Annotated in this window: 13 protein-coding genes; 3 read left to right on the top strand and 10 right to left on the bottom strand. The window is 73.0% G+C overall.

Translation table 11 applies throughout. From position 1 onward, the window contains the following. The first annotated feature begins 56 nt into the window (after nt 1-56). Nucleotides 57-1,343: an MFS transporter gene (locus ABD976_RS17980; RefSeq protein WP_345364620.1), complete on the top strand. Its 1,287-nt coding sequence runs from the start codon at nt 57-59 to the stop codon at nt 1,341-1,343. Here ABD976_RS17980 and proB read toward each other — a convergent pair whose 3' ends face one another. The 4 genes from proB to rplU all read right to left on the bottom strand — a co-directional run bounded on the left by proB (nt 1,344) and on the right by rplU (nt 4,622). After that, nucleotides 1,344-2,453, bottom strand: a complete 1,110-nt coding sequence (gene proB, locus ABD976_RS17975) for a glutamate 5-kinase (protein WP_345364618.1) — start codon at nt 2,451-2,453, stop codon at nt 1,344-1,346. Further along, nucleotides 2,450-3,943, bottom strand: a complete 1,494-nt coding sequence (obgE, locus tag ABD976_RS17970) for a GTPase ObgE (RefSeq protein WP_345364616.1) — start codon at nt 3,941-3,943, stop codon at nt 2,450-2,452. Before obgE ends, proB begins: the two co-directional genes overlap by 4 nt. 98 nt (nt 3,944-4,041) lie before the next feature. Then, nucleotides 4,042-4,299 (bottom strand): 50S ribosomal protein L27, encoded by a 258-nt coding sequence (gene rpmA, locus ABD976_RS17965; protein WP_345364614.1) that lies wholly within the window; start codon nt 4,297-4,299, stop codon nt 4,042-4,044. Nucleotides 4,300-4,313: 14 nt separating this feature from the next. Beyond that, nucleotides 4,314-4,622, bottom strand: a complete 309-nt coding sequence (rplU, locus tag ABD976_RS17960; protein WP_345364612.1) for a 50S ribosomal protein L21 — start codon at nt 4,620-4,622, stop codon at nt 4,314-4,316. A gap of 458 nt (nt 4,623-5,080) precedes the next feature. Here rplU and ABD976_RS17955 point away from each other — a divergent pair, with 458 nt between their 5' ends. Continuing rightward, nucleotides 5,081-6,766, top strand: coding sequence for a hypothetical protein (locus ABD976_RS17955; RefSeq protein WP_345364610.1), 1,686 nt, complete (start codon nt 5,081-5,083; stop codon nt 6,764-6,766). Beyond that, nucleotides 6,763-7,713 carry a glycosyltransferase family 2 protein gene (locus ABD976_RS17950; RefSeq protein ID WP_345364608.1) on the top strand — a complete coding sequence of 317 codons (951 nt, stop codon included), beginning with the start codon at nt 6,763-6,765 and terminating at the stop codon, nt 7,711-7,713. The genes ABD976_RS17955 and ABD976_RS17950 overlap by 4 nt, the downstream gene beginning before the upstream one ends. A 129-nt stretch (nt 7,714-7,842) precedes the next feature. Here ABD976_RS17950 and ABD976_RS17945 read toward each other — a convergent pair whose 3' ends face one another. From ABD976_RS17945 to ABD976_RS17920, 6 genes are all read right to left on the bottom strand, one after another. After that, complete coding sequence (locus ABD976_RS17945; RefSeq protein ID WP_345364606.1) at nt 7,843-8,454, bottom strand: VC0807 family protein; 612 nt, start codon at nt 8,452-8,454, stop codon at nt 7,843-7,845. Beyond that, the gene (locus ABD976_RS17940) at nt 8,451-9,920 is read right to left on the bottom strand and encodes a carboxylesterase/lipase family protein (RefSeq protein ID WP_345364604.1); all 1,470 of its coding nucleotides are present in this window, start codon (nt 9,918-9,920) and stop codon (nt 8,451-8,453) included. Before ABD976_RS17940 ends, ABD976_RS17945 begins: the two co-directional genes overlap by 4 nt. Beyond that, the gene (locus ABD976_RS17935; RefSeq protein ID WP_345364602.1) at nt 9,917-10,519 is read right to left on the bottom strand and encodes a TetR/AcrR family transcriptional regulator; all 603 of its coding nucleotides are present in this window, start codon (nt 10,517-10,519) and stop codon (nt 9,917-9,919) included. Before ABD976_RS17935 ends, ABD976_RS17940 begins: the two co-directional genes overlap by 4 nt. Nucleotides 10,520-10,638: 119 nt before the next feature. Further along, the gene (locus ABD976_RS17930; protein ID WP_345364600.1) at nt 10,639-13,629 is read right to left on the bottom strand and encodes a translation initiation factor IF-2 N-terminal domain-containing protein; all 2,991 of its coding nucleotides are present in this window, start codon (nt 13,627-13,629) and stop codon (nt 10,639-10,641) included. A 164-nt stretch (nt 13,630-13,793) separates the two neighbouring features. Then, entirely contained in the window at nt 13,794-14,588 is a 795-nt protein-coding gene (locus tag ABD976_RS17925; RefSeq protein ID WP_345364598.1) for a TIGR03936 family radical SAM-associated protein, read from the bottom strand. A gap of 216 nt (nt 14,589-14,804) precedes the next feature. Continuing rightward, nucleotides 14,805-16,769 (bottom strand): TIGR03960 family B12-binding radical SAM protein, encoded by a 1,965-nt coding sequence (locus ABD976_RS17920; RefSeq protein ID WP_345364596.1) that lies wholly within the window; start codon nt 16,767-16,769, stop codon nt 14,805-14,807. Nucleotides 16,770-16,806: the final 37 nt, after the last annotated feature.

The following is a 16,806-nucleotide window of genomic DNA, read 5'->3' as shown; positions in this document are numbered from 1 at the left end:
GCTCGGGTGATCAGCGCCGTACCGTGTCGGCACCCGTGCGGAGGCAGGAGTGTTCGATGGCGCAGAGCCCGGCAGTGCCCGAAAGACCCGAGAAGCACCGGTTGCCGCTGCGGACGCTGGTCGCGGCCAGCATCGGCAACGCCGTCGAGTGGTACGACTGGTCCATCTACACCGCCTTCAGCGTCTACTTCGCCGCGGCGTTCTTCCCCGGCGACCTGGCGCTGATCAACACCCTGGCGACCTTCGCGCTGGCCTTCTTCTTCCGGCCGCTCGGCGGCTGGCTGCTCGGGCGCTTCGCCGACCTGCGCGGGCGCAAGACCGCCATGCTCGTCACGATCAGCCTGATGGCGGGCGGATCGCTGCTGATCGGCATCCTGCCCACCTTCGAGACGCTCGGCTGGGCGGCACCGGCGCTGCTGGTGCTGGCCCGGATCGCGCAAGGGCTCTCCCTCGGCGGCGAGGTGTCCAACGCCTCCGCCTACCTCGCCGAGATCGCCCCGCCCGACCGCCGCGGCCGGTACTCCGCGTTCTTCTACATCTCCACCGGCAGCGCGCTGCTCATCGCCTCGCTGCTCGGCTACGCGCTGACCGCGCTGCTGACCCAGGAGCAGCTGGAGGACTACGGCTGGCGGATCCCGTTCATCCTCGGCGGGCTGCTGGGCCTGGTGGGCATGTGGCTGCGGCGCACGCTCACCGAGACCGAGCAGTTCGAGGACAACCGGACCAAGGCCAAGGCGCTGAAGAACCCGCTGTGGCTCACCCTGTCCCGGCACCCCAAGGCCGTCGGCCAGCTCGTCGCCTTCAGCATGCTCTCCACGCTCTGCTACTACACGTTCTTCAGCGCGCTGACGCCGTTCGCGGTGGAGAACCGGGGCGCGGCGGGCACCGACGTGTTCCTGGCGCTGTCCATCGCCACCGCGCTGTTCATCGTGCTGCAGTACCCGATGGGGGCGCTGTCGGACCGGATCGGCCGCAAACCGCAGCTGCTGGTCTGGTCCGCGGCGACCGCGGTGCTCATCGTCCCGCTGTCCACGCTGGTGCGGCCGGGACTGGTGAACCTGCTGGTGGTGTTCGGCGTGGGCATCGTGCTCTACACCGCGATGACCTCGATCGCCCCGGCGATCATGTCCGAGCTGTTCCCCACCGAGCTGCGCGGCCTGGGCATCGGCGCCTGGTACAACCTCACGGTGGCGATCTTCGGCGGCACCGCGCCGCTGGTCATCCAGGCCCTCGCACGGGTGGAGCTGTCCACCGCGTACTTCTGGTACGTCGCCGTCGGTTCCGCCGTGGCGTTCGTGGTGATCCGCACGCTGCCCGAGACCAGGGGCAGCGAGCTGCGCTGATCAGCGCCGCGGCACCAGGTCGTCGGCGTGCACGACCTCCCGGCGCTGCTCCGGCGGCAGCTCGAAGCTGGACCGGCCCATCAGCTCCGGGAACTCGCCCGCGTCGTAGGCGACCACGCCGCGGGCGACCACGGTGCCCGCCGGGCCGACCAGCTCCACGACGTCACCGCCGTGGAACTCCCCCTCCACGGCGGTGACCCCGGCGGCCAGCAGCGACCGGCGGCGGTCGACCACCGCGGCCACCGCGCCCTCGTCCAGCCACAACCGGCCGCTGGCACCGGCCGCGTAGGCCAGCCAGAACCGCCGGGCCGAGAGCCGGGCGCCGGTCGCGGCGAACGCGGTGCCCACGTCGGCCGGGCCCAGCGCCCGATCGGCGAGGTCGGCGGAGGTCAGCAGCACCGGGATGCCCGACGAGCACGCCACCCGGGCGGCCTGCACCTTCGAGGCCATCCCGCCGGTGCCCACGCCGGAGGCGCCGGTGCTGCCCGCCCGCACGCCGACCATGTCCTGCTTCCCGGACACCTCGCGCACCGCCGAGGCGTCGCCGTTGCGGGGGTCGCCGTCGTAGAGCGCGTCCACGTCCGACAGCAGCACCAGCGCGTCGGCGCCGACCAGGTGCGAGACCAGCGCGGCCAGCCGGTCGTTGTCGCCGAAGCGGATCTCGGAGGTGGCCACCGTGTCGTTCTCGTTGACCACCGGCACGACCCCGAGTCGCAGCAACCGGTGCAGGGTGCGGTGGGCGTTGCGGTAGTGGCCGCGGCGCACCACGTCCTCGGCGGTGAGCAGCACCTGCCCCACCGTGAGGTCGTAGCGGGAGAACGATTCGGCGTAGGCGTGCGCGAGGGCCTGCTGCCCCACGCTCGCGGCGGCCTGCTGGGTGGCGAGGTCCTTCGGGCGGCGCACCAGCCCCAGCGGGGCCAACCCGGCGGCGATCGCACCCGAGGAGACGAGCACCACTTCGGTCCCGGCGGCGACGCGGGCGGCCACGGTGTCCACCAGCCGGGCCAGCCGCGCGCTGTCCAGCCCGTCGGTCGCCGTGGTCAGCGACGACGAGCCGATCTTGACCACGATGCGCTGGGCCGCGGCGACCGCAGCCCGGGTCGCGCTCACCGCTGGTCCTCCTCGTCGTCCTCCTCCGGGCCGATGTAGCGCCCGTGCTCGTCGAGCGAGGTGCGGCGGGCCCGCTTCGCGGACTTGCGGTCCGCGGCCCCGATCCGGTCATCGGAGTACAGGCGCTGGTCGGTGCCGCGCCGACCGAGCACCCCGGCGACCCCGGCGGGCGTGGACGGCTCCCAGTCGAAGGTCATCCGGCCGATGGTCACCTGGCTGCCGGGCTCCGCCCCGCGCCGGGCCAGCTCTTCCTCCACGCCCAGCTTGGCCAGGCGGTCGGCCAGGAAGCCGATCGCCTCGTCGTTGTTGAAGTCGGTCTGGCGCACCCAGCGCTCCGGCTTCGCACCGCGCACCACGAAGGCGTCCTCGGCCTCCGGGTCCGGCTCGACGCTGAAGGAGTCCCCGTCCACCGCCGCCGGGCGGACCACCACCCGCGCCGCTTCCGGCTCCGGGAGCTGCTCGCGGTAGCGCTGCACCTCGGCGGCCAGCGCGAAGCTCAGCTCGCGGAGCCCGTCGCGGCTGGCGGTGGAGACCTCGAACACCGGCCAGCCCCGCGCCGCCACGTCCGAGCGCACCAGCTCGGCGAGCTCCCGGGCCTCCGGCACGTCCATCTTGTTGAGCACCACCAGGCGGGGCCGCTCGGCGAGCTCGCCGCCGCCGTGCTCGGCCTGCAGCGCCGGGGTGTAGCGGGCCAGCTCGGACTCCAGCGCGTCGATGTCCGAGAGCGGATCGCGCCCGGGTTCGAGGGTGGCGCAGTCGACCACGTGCACCAGCACGGCGCAGCGCTCGATGTGCCGCAGGAAGTCCAGGCCCAGGCCGCGCCCCTCGCTGGCGCCGGGGATCAGCCCCGGCACGTCGGCGACGGTGAACACCACGTCGCCCGCGGTGACCACGCCGAGGTTGGGCACCAGCGTGGTGAACGGGTAGTCGGCGATCTTCGGCTTGGCCGCCGAGAGCACCGAGATCAACGAGGACTTGCCCGCCGAGGGGAACCCGAGCAGGCCGACGTCGGCGACCGACTTCAGCTCCAGGACGAGCTCGCGCTCCTCGCCGCCCTCGCCGAGCAGCGCGAAGCCCGGCGCCTTGCGGGCCCGCGAGGCCAGCGCCGCGTTGCCCAGGCCGCCCCGCCCGCCTTCGGCGGCGACGAACGTGGTGCCGTTGCCGACCAGGTCGGCCAGCACCTCGCCGTCCGGGGTGAGCACCACGGTCCCGTCCGGGACCGGCAGCACCAGGTCGCCGCCGAGGGAGCCGTTGCGCATCCCGCCCTGCCCGGGCTTGCCGTTGGTCGCGCGGGCGTGCGGGCGGTAGTGGAAGTCCAGCAGGGTGTGCACGCCCGGGTCCACGACGAGCCGGACGTCCCCGCCCCGCCCGCCGTTGCCCCCGTCCGGACCGCCGAGCGGCTTGAACTTCTCCCGGTGCACCGAGGCGCAGCCGTTGCCCCCATCGCCCGCCGCGATGTGGATGGTCACGCGATCGACGAAGCGCGACACAGTGCCTCCAGGGTGGTCCGTGCGTGAACGAAAAAAGACGAGGGGCGGGCCCGAAACGGAACCCGCCCCTCGTCAGGAGCTCGAAGCCGGGGGTCGGGTCAGACCTCGGCCGGCACGATGCTGACTGCCTTGCGACCGCGGTGCCGCCCGAACTCGACGGTGCCCGCGGACAGGGCGAACAGGGTGTCGTCGCCACCGCGGCCGACGTTGAGGCCCGGGTGGAACTTGGTGCCCCGCTGGCGGACGAGGATCTCGCCCGCCTTGACGACCTGGCCGCCGTAGCGCTTCACCCCGAGGTACTTGGGGTTCGAGTCGCGGCCGTTGCGAGAGCTGGATGCGCCCTTCTTGTGTGCCATGACTGCTCAGGTCCTCACTTGTTGATGCCGGTGACCTCGACGCGGGTCAGCTTCTGGCGGTGACCCTGGCGCTTGTGGTAGCCGGTCTTGTTCTTGAACTTGTGGATGCGGATCTTGGGGCCCTTGGTCTGCTCGACCAGCTTGCCCGTCACCGAAACCTTGGCCAGCGCGTCGGCGTCGGCGGTGACCTCGGAGCCATCGACGACCATCAGCGCCGGGAAAGTGATCTCGGAGCCCGGCTCGCCATCGAGCTTCTCGACCTCGACGACGTCCCCGACAGCCACCTTGTACTGCTTGCCGCCGGTCTTGACGATCGCGTACATGAGTCGGAAGTCTCCTGCTGCTCGGTTTCGCTACTTCACCAGGTCTGCGGCGGACGTCCACCTCCGTGAGACCGGAGGATTCCTACCACGCCGCCGGTGCAGCGTCTCGGTGGGTTCCCGCCCCGACAGCCTGGCCGCGCGAGCGGCCGTTCCCGGAACAGGCGTTTAACCTCTCCGCCCGTCCGGCGGCGAGAAATCTCCCGACCATCATACAAGGTGCCTGCGCGACCCCGGAGGACCGGTCCGGCGAACCGATGTGGTGGGCGTGCGCGGCCCGGCGGCGGAGCGCCGACCGCGGCGGTTCACCCGCCGAAGCGGGCCGGATCAGCGTACGAGCGGCGTGCCCGGGGGTCAAATCCCGCCCCGGAAGACCGCGCTGATCGTCAACCGGCCCTCGCGGAGGGTCGACCTTGTTACCGTGGTCCCGCTCGTTCGAGGGACATCGGGGGAAACTGGGCGTGACTGACATCGCATCCGATACCGGCGCCGCCCCCGGGAACCCGCCCCGCCGCCGCGACCGGTTCGGGCCGCCGCTGCTGGCCCTGCTGGCCGCGGTGCCCCCGCTGATGATGCTCCGGGAAGTGCTGCGGTACCCGCAGATGCACTTCTTCGACTACTGGTGGGTGCTGCTCGACATCACCGAACCGGACGGCTCGCTGCGCCCGGAGGCGCTGCTGGGCTTCCGCAACGAGCACCCGTTCGTCCTGCCGAGCCTGTTGTTCTGGCTCAGCGCCCGGTTCGGCGGCGGGCTCAACCAGCCGCTCGGCCTGCTGATCATCGCCTTCGGCGTCGGCTGCGTGCTGCTGGTGCTGGCGATGCTGCCGACATCGCTGACCCGCTGGCAGCGCGCCGCCCTGCTCACCGCGACCTCGACGCTGGTGTTCAACCCGCACGGCATCCACAACTACGTCCGCTCGATGAGCGGCGCGTCCTGGATCCTGGCGATGCTGCTGGTGCTGGCCGCGCTGCTGGCGATGCAGCGGCGGCGCGGGGTTCTCGCGGTGCTCGCCGGGCTGCTGGCCTCGATCAGCTACGGGACCTCGTTCGCGGTGTGGCCCGCGCTGGCGCTGGTGGCCTGGCTGCGCGGTGACCGGCGCCGCTGGGTCGTCACACCCCTCGTGGTGGGCGTGCTGGTGGTCGCGGCCTGGCTGGTGCTGCGCGGCCCGCAGGGCGGGGGCGGCGGCTCCCCCACCGACGACCCGGCGCAGGCGCTGCTGACCGGGCTGTCCATGCTCGGCATGGTCTGGACCGGGACCGAACCCGCGATCGCGCTGATGGCCGGGGTGGGCGGCCTGGCCGTGCTGGTGCTGCACGCCCGGCTCGACCCGCAGCGGCGCGCGGCGAGCGCCGAGTGGTGGGGCCTGGCCACCTACGCCCTCGGGTGCGCGGTGCTGATCGCCGGATCGCGCGCCGCGTTCGGCGAGGACGCCGGGTTGCAGAGCCGCTACAACAGCATGACCGCCGCGCTGTGGATCGCGGTGCTGGTGATCGCGGTCGCCTGGCCGCGCCGACCGGACCTGCGCGCGGTCGTCGTCGGCGCGACGGTGCTCACCACGGTGGCGATGGGCGCCCCGATGGCGCAGGAGGTGCGCGACGACGCGCCCAACCAGCGGCTGCTGGCGATCGCGGCGCGGACCGGGGCCACCGACGCGGTGACCGACCGCTTCCCGGAACCGGACCGGCTGCTGCCCCGGCTGCGGGCCCTGCACCACTACCCGTTCAACGAGCACTTCGACCTCGGTTGCCCGGACGGCACCGGGATCGGCGACCGGGTGGACACCGGCGGCTGGCGGGTGCCGAGCGTCGGCAGCCTCCGGGAGCCCCGCCCCGGCGGTTGGGACGTGGTCCTCAACGCCGAGACCGACCAGGTGCGCGGCGGGACGCGGGTGGTCGAGGGCTGGGCGATCTCCGGCATCGAACGCGCCCGCTGCGTGGTGCTGCTCGACCACCTCGGCACCGTGGTCGGCGCCGGGGTGACCGACCTGCCCCGGCCCGACGCCGAGGCCGACACGGTGGGCACCGAGATCGGGCTCGGCTTCCGGGCGGTGGCCCCGGCGCGCCCGGGACCGCTGCGGGTCGCCTTCCACTTCCCCGACGGCTGGTGGATCCGGCCGCTCACCGACAACCCCGAGGTGGTCTCGTGAGCGCGCCTATCGAGGTCTCGCTGCTGGCCCCGGCCAAGGACGAGGCCGACAGCCTGCCCGAGCTGTTCGCCCAGGTGCGCGCCGCGATGGACGGCCAGCACCGGACCTGGGAGCTGATCGTCGTCGACGACGGCAGCACCGACGGCACCTGGCGGCTGGTCGAGGAGCAGGCGCGGCACGATCCCCGGGTGCGGGGCATCCGGCTGCGCCGCAACTTCGGCAAGGCCGCCGCGCTGGCCGCCGGGGTCGCCGAGGTGCGGGGCGCGCTGCTGGTGACGATGGACGCCGACCTGCAGGACGACCCGGCCGAGATCCCGCGCCTGCTCGACGAGCTCGACCGCGGTGCCGACCTGGTCAGCGGGCACAAGGCGCAGCGCAAGGACCCGCTGGGCAAGCGGCTGCCGTCGAAGGTGTTCAACCGGTTCACCGGGTTGATCACCGGGCTGCGGCTGTCCGACCACAACTGCGGGCTGAAGGCGGCCCGCACCGAGGTCTACCGCCGGGTGCCGCTCTACGGCGAGCTGCACCGCTACATCCCCGCGCTGGCCCACCAGCTCGGCTACCGGGTGCGCGAGCTCGCGGTGCACCACCGCCCCCGGGTGCACGGCCGCTCGCACTACGGCCTGGAGCGCTACGTCCGGGGCGCGCTGGACCTGCTCACGGTGGTCGCGCTGACCCGCTACGGCCGCCGCCCGGCGCACCTGTTCGGCGGCCTGGGGCTGTTGTCGGGCACCCTCGGCACGCTGATCCTGCTGTACCTCACCGGCGTGTGGGTGTTCACCGCCCAGTCGATCGGCACCCGACCGCTGCTCACGCTGGGCATCCTGCTGGAGGTGCTCGCGGCGCAGCTGATCTCGGTCGGCCTGCTCGCCGAGCTCGTGCTGCACCGCACCGGCCGCACCGACGACGTGGCGGTCCTCATCACCGAGCAGACCGGGGACGGCTGACCGGCACCTCACCCGCGGCGAGACGCTCGTCATCAGCCGCTTCAGGGAGAGTTGACGAGGTGAGGGGCACCCTGTACCAAGCAACTTGGTACAGGGTGCCCCTCACTCAGTTCACGAACGGGTGGTGGCTCAGCTTAGGACCGCCGCGACGCGGGGGCGCCGCACGTAGCACTGGCTGGCCACTTGGAGCAGGAGCAGCGCCAGCACCCACTGCGCCGTGCTGAGCACCGGAACCAGGTCGATCGGCAGCGTGAAGGCCAGCACCACCTGGAGCACCGCCTCGACCAGCAGCGCCACGCCCCACACCACCGTGAGCCGCCGCCACACCCGGCGGAAGGGCTCCGACGTCGCCCAGCGCTCGTCCCAGTCGTGGTGCGTCGACTCCCCGGAGAGCATCCGCGCCAGGCTGAACATCACCGGCTTGCCGAACAGGGTGAGCAGCACCGCGACGCCGCACGCCGCGAACACCCACGCGTCCTTGGCCAGCAGCACGCGGGGGCTGCCGGTGATCGGGATCAGCGCGATGCTCAGCCCGATGATCACCAGGACGAAGGCGCCCAGCCGGTCGATCCGCCTGCGCACCACGAGTCCGTACACCAGCCGCAGCGCCGGGGCGACGGCGCCGAGCAGCAGCGCGTGCAACTGCGAGAACCCGGCCGCGCGCAATCCGTAGAACAGCGCGATCGGCAGCACCAGGTCGGTGGCGACCGGGAGGAGCTGACCGCGCCACGCCGGGTTCACCGCCGGCTCCAGAAGTCGAGCCGGTGGTCGGCGGCGAAGTCGGCCGGACCGATCCGGTCCGGGTGCAGCGACTGCACGTGCGGGCGTTCCGGCGTGAACGCGGGCCAGTCGGGCAGCCCGGCATCGCCGGGGTCGCCGGTGCGGGCGAAGCGGGCCCAGTACCGGTTCATGCTGGCGGCCAGCCGCCACTGCGCGTCGGTCAGCGGGGCCGGTTCGCCGAGGTCGAACTGGTAGACCACCTCAGCCGAGTGGTGCGCCCCCGGTGGGAAGCCCGGCGGGAACGGCACGATCGGCGGCGCGTCCCGATCGGCGAACTCGTAGCCGAAGGTGGTGGTCGCCGCGCTCAGCGCGTGCATCAGCTCCCAGCAGGACGCGGCCCACGCGCCGTCGCTGAGCACCCGCGCCCAGCTCAGCCCCGGCGAGTCCGCCGCCGGGTAGCGGGCCCGGACCTCGTCCGCGTCCGGGCCGAACGCCTCGGCCAGCAGCTCCCCGTAGGCCGGCTCGGTGATCTCCTCGTAGAACAGCGCCACGAACAGCCGCGCCTCGTCCCGGGTGCCGCCGACCAGCACCGGCACGTCGGCCACCCGGCCCGCCCGCACCGCTTCGTCGGGCGCGACCGGCAGCACCGCTCCGCCCCAGGCGGGCCGGGTGAAGACCGAGCTGACCCCCAGCAGCTCGGTCACCGGGACGCGGCGCAGCCGGTCCGCGGCGTCCGGGTCGTCCGGTCGGGCCCACCCGAGCTCCTCGGCGATCTGCGCGCCGACCTGGTCGAGCTCGGCGGTGGGCATCCACATCGAGTCGAGGGCCGGCTGGAACGGTCCGAAGGTGCCCGCGGGCGGTCGCATCAGCGGGAAGCCGCTCTGCACCGCGGCCCGGTGCAGCAGCCCGGCCGAGCCCGGTGCGACCAGGTGCGCGGTGGTGCTCAGCCCGCCGTAGGACTCGCCGAACAGCATGACGCGGTCCGGATCGCCGCCGAACGCCGCGATGTTGCGCCGCACCCAGCGCAGCGCCGCCTGCTGGTCCTCGATCCCGTAGGCGCCACCGCCGGGCAGCGCCGGGTGCCCGAAGAACCCGAAGACCCCGAGCCGCGAGTTCGGCGTGACGACCACCACGTCCTCGTCCACCGCGAGCCGGTGCGCGTCGAACAGCGCGCCCGCGCCGTTGGTGCCCCCGCCGCCGTGCAGCCAGACCAGCACCGGCTTGCGCCCCGGCGTGCGCGGCGCGGTGACGTCCAGGACCAGGCAGTCCTCGTTCTCGCTGGCCACCCCGGCGAAGGACTGCGCGGTCTGCGGGCACGGGCAGCCGGGTTCGGTGGCGTCGCGCACGTGGGACCACGGTTCGACCGGCTGCGGCGAGCGCCAGCGCAGCTCGCCCACCGGCGGTGCGGCGTAGGGGATGCCCTGGAACAGCACGTGCTCGTCGGCGACCCGGCCGCGCACGCGACCCGAGTCCAGCTCCACGATCATGTCGGGTCCTCCCTGGTCGCCCGGTCGACGGTGGTGACGAGTTCGCGGGACCACGTCTCGAAGTCGCGGTCGGTGTCCGCGCCGAGGTGCAGCGCGACGCCGTCCAGCGCGTGCCGGACGGTCACCGCCATCACGTCCGGGTCGAAGTCGCGGAACTCGCCGGTGCGCTGCCCGGTCCGCAGCAGCTCGGCGAGGTCGGCGAGCTCGCGGTCCCGGGGCCCCGACCGGTCGTCGCCCCGCCTGCCGAGGGTGATTTCGGTCAGCGCCCGGACGTGGCGGTGGTGCGTGCGGTAGTAGGCGACGCTGGCCTCCACGAACGCGAGCAGCTGCCCGCGCGCGGTCTGCTCGGCGTCGATCCGCCCGCCGACGAGCTCGGCCGCCTCCGCGTAGATGTCGGTGACGACCTGGTCCATCAGGTCGTCCTTGCCGCGGAAGTGGTACGAGATCATGCCGGTGCTGCTGAGCCCGGCGCGTTCGGCGATCCGGCCGAACGACGTGCTCGGGTAGCCGCGTTCGACGATCACGTCGATCGCCGCCCGCACGATCTGCGCCCTCCTCCCCTGCTCGGTGAAGGATCGCGCCCCGTCGTTTGCTCGCATGAGCAAAACATAGCACAGCCAAGCAATAGATCGCCTGGACGAGCAAAACCCGGTGCCCGGAAATGCGAAACGGCCGACCCGTCCGGAGACGGATCGGCCGTTTCGCCGTACTTCAGGCCTCAGCCCTGGGCGGAACCTCCGCCCGGGGCGCCCGCCGGGCGGGACGCGGCCCGGCGCGTCCGGCGCACCGCCGCCGCCGGAGCGACGGCCGGAGCGGGCTCGGCGGGAGCCGAGGACGGCTCCGGGTTCGCGACGACCACCGGGGCCACCGCGCCACCGGTGGAGCTGCCCGCCGGACGGCTCGCCTTCCGGCGGGCCCGGCCGTTGCTCGCGGCCTGCGGTTCCGGCTGCTCCGCCTCGGCCCGCGCCGCCTCGGTCCGGGTCGGCTCGGGCCGCGGCTGCTCACCGGACCGGTCCTCGCGCCGCGACTCCGGCTTCGGCTCGGTCCGCTCCGGCTCGGCCCGCTGCTCGGCGGCCTTGGCCTCGGCCCGCTGCTTGTCGGCCTTGGCCTGCTTGTCCGCCTTCTTGTCGTCCTTGGACCGCTGCCGGTCGGACTTGGCCGGCTTCTCGTCCTTGGCCGGCTTCTCGGCCTCCGGCTTGACCTGCTCGGACTTGGCCGACTCGTCCTGCTTCGGCTTCTCCTGCTCGGCGGTCTCGGCCTGCTTCCCGCGCTGGCGGTTGCGCCGGCCACCACCGCCGCCGCCGTTGCCGCCGCCCGCGTGCTGGTGCACCACCGGATCGGTCGAGACGATGACGCCCCGGCCCCGGCAGTGCTCGCAGGTGTTGCTGTAGGCCTCCAGCAGACCGGTGCCGACCCGCTTGCGGGTCATCTGCACCAGGCCCAACGAGGTCACCTCGGCGACCTGGTGGCGGGTGCGGTCCCGGCCCAGGCACTCGGTCAACCTGCGCAGCACCAGATCGCGGTTGGACTCCAGCACCATGTCGATGAAGTCGATGACGATGATGCCGCCGATGTCGCGCAGCCGGAGCTGGCGCACGATCTCCTCGGCCGCCTCCAGGTTGTTCCTGGTGACGGTCTCCTCCAGGTTGCCGCCGGAGCCGGTGAACTTGCCGGTGTTGACGTCGATCACCGTCATCGCCTCGGTGCGGTCGATGACCAGGTAACCGCCCGAGGGCAGCCACACCTTGCGGTCCAGCGCCTTGGAGATCTGCTCGGTGATGCGCTGCTCGGTGAACACGTCGTTCTTGCCGACGTGCTTGTGCAGCCGGGCCATCAGATCGGGCGCGACGTGCTGGACGTAGGCCTCGATGGTCTCCCAGGCGTCGTCGCCCTGGATCGTCAGCGAGGTGAAGTCCTCGGTGAACAGGTCGCGGACGACCTTGATCAGCAGGTCCGGCTCCTCGTACAGGAGCTGCGGCGCCTGCGCGCCCTTGACCTCGGACTTCTCCTTGATGACCTCCCACTGGGCCTGCAAGCGGCGCACGTCGCGGTCCAGCGCCTCCTCGCTGGTGCCCTCGGAGGCGGTCCGGATGATCACGCCCGCGTTCTCCGGCACGATCCGCTTCAGGATCTCCTTGAGGCGCTTGCGCTCGGTGTCCGGCAGCTTGCGGCTGATCCCGGTCGCGCCGCCACCGGGCACGTAGACCAGGAACCGGCCCGGCAGGCTGATCTGGGTGGTCAGCCGGGCGCCCTTGTGCCCGACCGGGTCCTTGGTGACCTGCACCAGCACGCTGTCGCCGGTGGACAGCGCCTGCTCGATGCGGCGCGCCTTGCCCGCCAGCCCGGCGGCGTCCCAGTCGACCTCACCGGCGTAGAGCACGGCGTTGCGACCGCGCCCGATGTCCACGAACGCCGCCTCCATGCTGGGCAGCACGTTCTGCACCCGGCCGAGGTAGACGTTGCCGACCAGCGAGCCGGTGCCCGAGGAGGTCACGAAGTTCTCGACGAGGACGCCGTCCTCCATGACCGCGATCTGGGTCTGCTCGCCGCTCTGCCGGACCACCATCTGGCGGTCGACCGACTCGCGCCGCGCCAGGAACTCCGCCTCCGACAGCACCGGGGCGCGCCTGCGGCCCGCCTCCCGGCCGTCGCGGCGCCGCTGGCGCTTGGCCTCCAGCCGGGTGGAGCCCTTGACCGCGCGCACCTCGTCGTCGCTGCTGGCGTCCTGGCGCTGCTCGGGGGCCTCGCGGACGTGCACGACGGTGTTCGGCGGGTCGTCCTCGCGACCGCCGCTCTCGTCGTCCGCCCCGCCCTTGCGGCGGCGCCGCCGACGCCGGCGCCGGTTCGACTCGCCGCCCTCGGGCTCGGCCTCCTCCTCGGCGGGCTTGGCGGGCTTGGCGGGCTTGGCGGTGGTGTCCTCGGAGTCCTCCGACTCGTCGTACTGCGCCTCGCCGCCGTCGCCGTCACCGCCGCGACCGCGCCCGCGACCACGGCGGCCGCGGCGCCGCCGACGCCGACCGGCCTGCTCGGAGTCCTCGTCCGACTCGGCCTCCGCCTCCGGACGGGGCTCCTCGGCCTCCTTCGGCGCGCTCTCCTTCGCCGGGGCCTGCTCGCCCTTGGCCGGGGCCTCCTTGGGCTGCTTGGGGCCCTTGGCCGGCTTCGCCTGCTCCTCGGTCTTCTTCGCCGGTTCCTCGGCCTTCTTCGCCGGGGTCGACGGGCGGGCCTCCGGCGGCTCGGGCGCGAGGAACATCGCCTGCGGCGCGGCGAAGGACGGGGACGGCTCGGTCGAGGCCGGCTCGCTCGGCGCCGGGGCCTCGAAGGTGGCGTCGGGCACCGAGGGGCGCCCGGCGGGCTGCTCCGGGACCTCGGTCCGCTCCTCCTCGGCGGGCTGCCCAGCACTTTCCTGCGCAGCGCTCTCCTGCCCAGCGCTCTCCGGCGCCGGGGCCTGCTCGTCGGCGTCGGCCACCAGCTCGGGGTGGATCTCCCGCGCGACGCGCAGGGCGGTGTCCCGGTCGATGTTCGACTGCGCGCTGCGGACCTCCGCGCCGAACGAGTTCAGGGTGGCGATGACCTCGCGGCTGCTCGTGCCGAGCAGCTTGGCCAGTGCGTGCACCCGGAGCTTCGCGGGCAGTTCGATGCCCTGCGCGTCCTGGTCGGGTGTGGCCGATTGCCCGCTGGTGCTCCCAGCGGGTGTGTCCATGTTCAACATCCAGCTCCTCCGCCCCCGGGCGCGTCCCGTGGACGCGGCCGCACAGAGGCATGTGCGTTATCGGTCTCCGCCGCCCTCGGGCGGCGGCAATTCTGGTGGTCCCCCTCCGCACCGACCGGGTGGCCGGCGATCACGCGGTGGAGCGACGACGCCTGCGCCGCCCGTCACCCGGCCTTGGGCTCTCCCACCGGGTCACGATCGCCGCCTGAGTCCCGGGCCAACGGGTCCGCGATCCCTCCTCCGTCGTCGAGCCGACCTTGCTCCAGCCGGGTCGCTCTGACGGCGGCCGACGGTGCCAGACCGGCGACGACACGCAGGGCGCTCAGTACGTCGTCGGGTCGTACGACAGGCGTTGCCTGACGGACGACCGTTACGAGTATCCCATACGGTTCGGCGGCGTTCGGCCAATCGTCCACTCGGGGGACAGAAACGTCCGTTCCGTCACTCAGCGCAACCAGTTCGCGACTGTCCAGCGCCTCCGCCGCGACCACCGCCGCCCGGGCGTCGAAGGTCCTCCTGCCGTCCTTGGTCATGCGTTCGACCAGCGCCTCGTCGGCCGCCAGCAGCGCCCGGACCGCCGCCGCCAGCTCCGCGACCGGGGTGCCCGGCAGGTCGATCCGCCACCGGCTGACCTGGAGCCGGTCCGCCAGCGGGCCCGGCTCCGCCTCCACCGCCGCGAGCAGGTCGATGCCCGGCGGCAGCGCCGCGTCGAGCTCACCGCGCAGTGCCTCCGGATCGAGCCGCTCGACGAGTTGCAGTTCGACGTACTCCGCCTCGCTGGCCGCCCCGGTGGGCGAGGCGCCCGCCCAGGAGACCTTGGGGTGCGGGCTGAAGCCCTGGGAGTACGCCATCGGTACCCCGGCGCGGCGCAACGCCCGCTCGAAGGAGCGGGCCACGTCGCGGTGCGAGGTGAACCGGAGCCTCCCCCGTTTGGCGTAGCGCAGGCGCACCTTCTGCACCGGTGGCGCCGAGGGATTGGGATGATCGTGCCGACTCAGGATGCCCTCCCGACCTGCTCGCCGGGCGGACCTCCCGGCCCGCGCCACCGGCGATGCTCGCTTCCACAAACCGCCTTCCGCGGCACCCGCCCGCGCCGGACGCGGTGGGTGCCGTCGGAGGGAAAAGTACCGGCCCGGCGCGTCGCGCGCACCGGCCGCGACGCGCCCGCCGCGGGCTCAGCCGCCGGACAGGGCCGGGTTGGTCACCGGCGCACCGCGGCCGACCGGCGAGATCGGCAGCAGCGGCCGCCCCGACGGCCCCATCTCGATGTCGGTGCCCATCGTCGGGCAGACGCCGCAGTCGAAGCACGGGGTCCAGCGGCAGTCGTCCTGCTCGCGGGCCTCCAGCGCGTCCTGCCAGTCCGCCCAGAGCCACTCCTTGTCCAGCCCGGAGTCCAGGTGGTCCCAGGGCAGGACCTCGTGCTCGCCGCGCTCCCGGGTGGTGAACCAGGCCAGGTCCACGCCCAGCGGGGCGAGCTCGGCCGCCGCGCAGTCCACCCAGCGCTGGTAGGAGAAGTGCTCGTTCCAGCCGTCGAACCGGCCGCCCTCGCGCCAGACCCGCTCCACGACCCGGCCGAGCCTGCGGTCACCCCGGGACAGCAGTCCTTCGATCATCGACGGCTTGCCGTCGTGGTAGCGCATCCCGATGTTGCGGCCGAGCTTGCGGTCGGAGTTCACCGCCTCCCGCAGCTTGCGCAGCCGGTCGTCGATCGTGTCCGGATCGGTCTGCCCGGCCCACTGGAACGGGGTGTGCGGCTTGGGCACGAAACCGCCGATGGAGATCGTGCAGCGGATGTCCTTGCGGCCCGAGACCTCCCGGCCCGCCCGGATGACCTCCTTGGCCATCTCCGCGATCTGCAGCACGTCCTCGTCGGTCTCGGTGGGCAGCCCGCACATGAAGTAGAGCTTGACCTGCCGCCAGCCGTTGCCGAAGGCCGCCGAGACGGTGCGGATCAGGTCCTGCTCGGAGACCATCTTGTTGATCACCCGGCGGATCCGCTCGCTGCCGCCCTCCGGGGCGAAGGTCAGCCCGGAGCGCCTGCCGTTGCGGGACAGCTCGTTGGCCAGGTCGATGTTGAACGCGTCCACCCGGGTCGAGGGCAGCGACAGACCGGTATTGGTGCCCTCGTAGCGGTCGGCGAGGCCCTTGGTGATGTCCTGGATCTCGGAGTGGTCGGCGGAGCTCAGCGAGAGCAGCCCGACCTCCTCGAACCCGGTCGCGTCCAGGCCCTGCTGCACCATCTGCCCGATGCCCTCCGGCGAGCGCTCCCGCACCGGGCGGGTGATCATGCCCGCCTGGCAGAACCGGCAGCCCCGGGTGCAGCCGCGGAAGATCTCCACGCTCATCCGCTCGTGGACGCTCTCGGCCAGCGGGACCAGCGGCTGCTTCGGGTACGGCCACTCGTCGAGCTCCATGGTGGTCCGCTTGAACACCCGGTGCGGCACCCGCTCCCGGTTCGGCCGGACCGCCTCGATGGTCCCGTCGGCGCCGTAGTCGACGTCGTAGAACTTCGGCACGTAGACACCGCCGGACTCGGCCAGCCGCAGCAGCAGCTCGTCGCGCCCGCCGGGGCGGCCCTCGTCCTTCCAGCGCCGGATCGCCTCGGTGACCTCCAGGACGGCCTGCTCGCCGTCGCCGAGCACCGCGGCGTCCAGGAAGTCGGCGACCGGTTCCGGGTTGAACGCCGCGTGCCCACCGGCCAGCACCACCGGGTGCTCCTCGGTGCGGTCGACGGCGTGCAGCGGGATGCCCGCGAGGTCGAGGGCGTTGAGCAGGTTCGTGTAGCCCAGCTCGGTGGCGAAGCTGACGCCGAGCACGTCGAAGGCGCCGACCGGGCGGTGCGCGTCCACGGTGAACTGCGGGATGCCGTGCTCGCGCATGAGCGCTTCGAGGTCCGGCCAGACCGCGTAGGTGCGTTCGGCGAGCACGTCGGGCAGCTCGTTGAGGATCTCGTAGAGGATCATCACGCCCTGGTTGGGCAGGCCGACCTCGTAGGCGTCGGGGTACATCAGGCACCACCGCACGGTGGTGTCGTCCCACGCCTTCGCGGACGCGTTGAGCTCACCGCCGACGTACTGCACCGGCTTGGACACCTGGGGCAGCAGCGGTTCCAGCCTGCCGAAAACGGACTCCGCACTCACGGCGACCAGGGTAGAGGGCCGCGGCGGCGGTGGTGGG

The organism is Saccharopolyspora cebuensis (assembly GCF_039542665.1).
In the GTDB taxonomy this organism is placed as follows: Bacteria; Actinomycetota; Actinomycetes; order Mycobacteriales; family Pseudonocardiaceae; genus Saccharopolyspora; species Saccharopolyspora cebuensis.
Note: the sequence above shows the minus strand (reverse complement) of the source record. Positions and strands in the feature narration are given on the sequence as shown.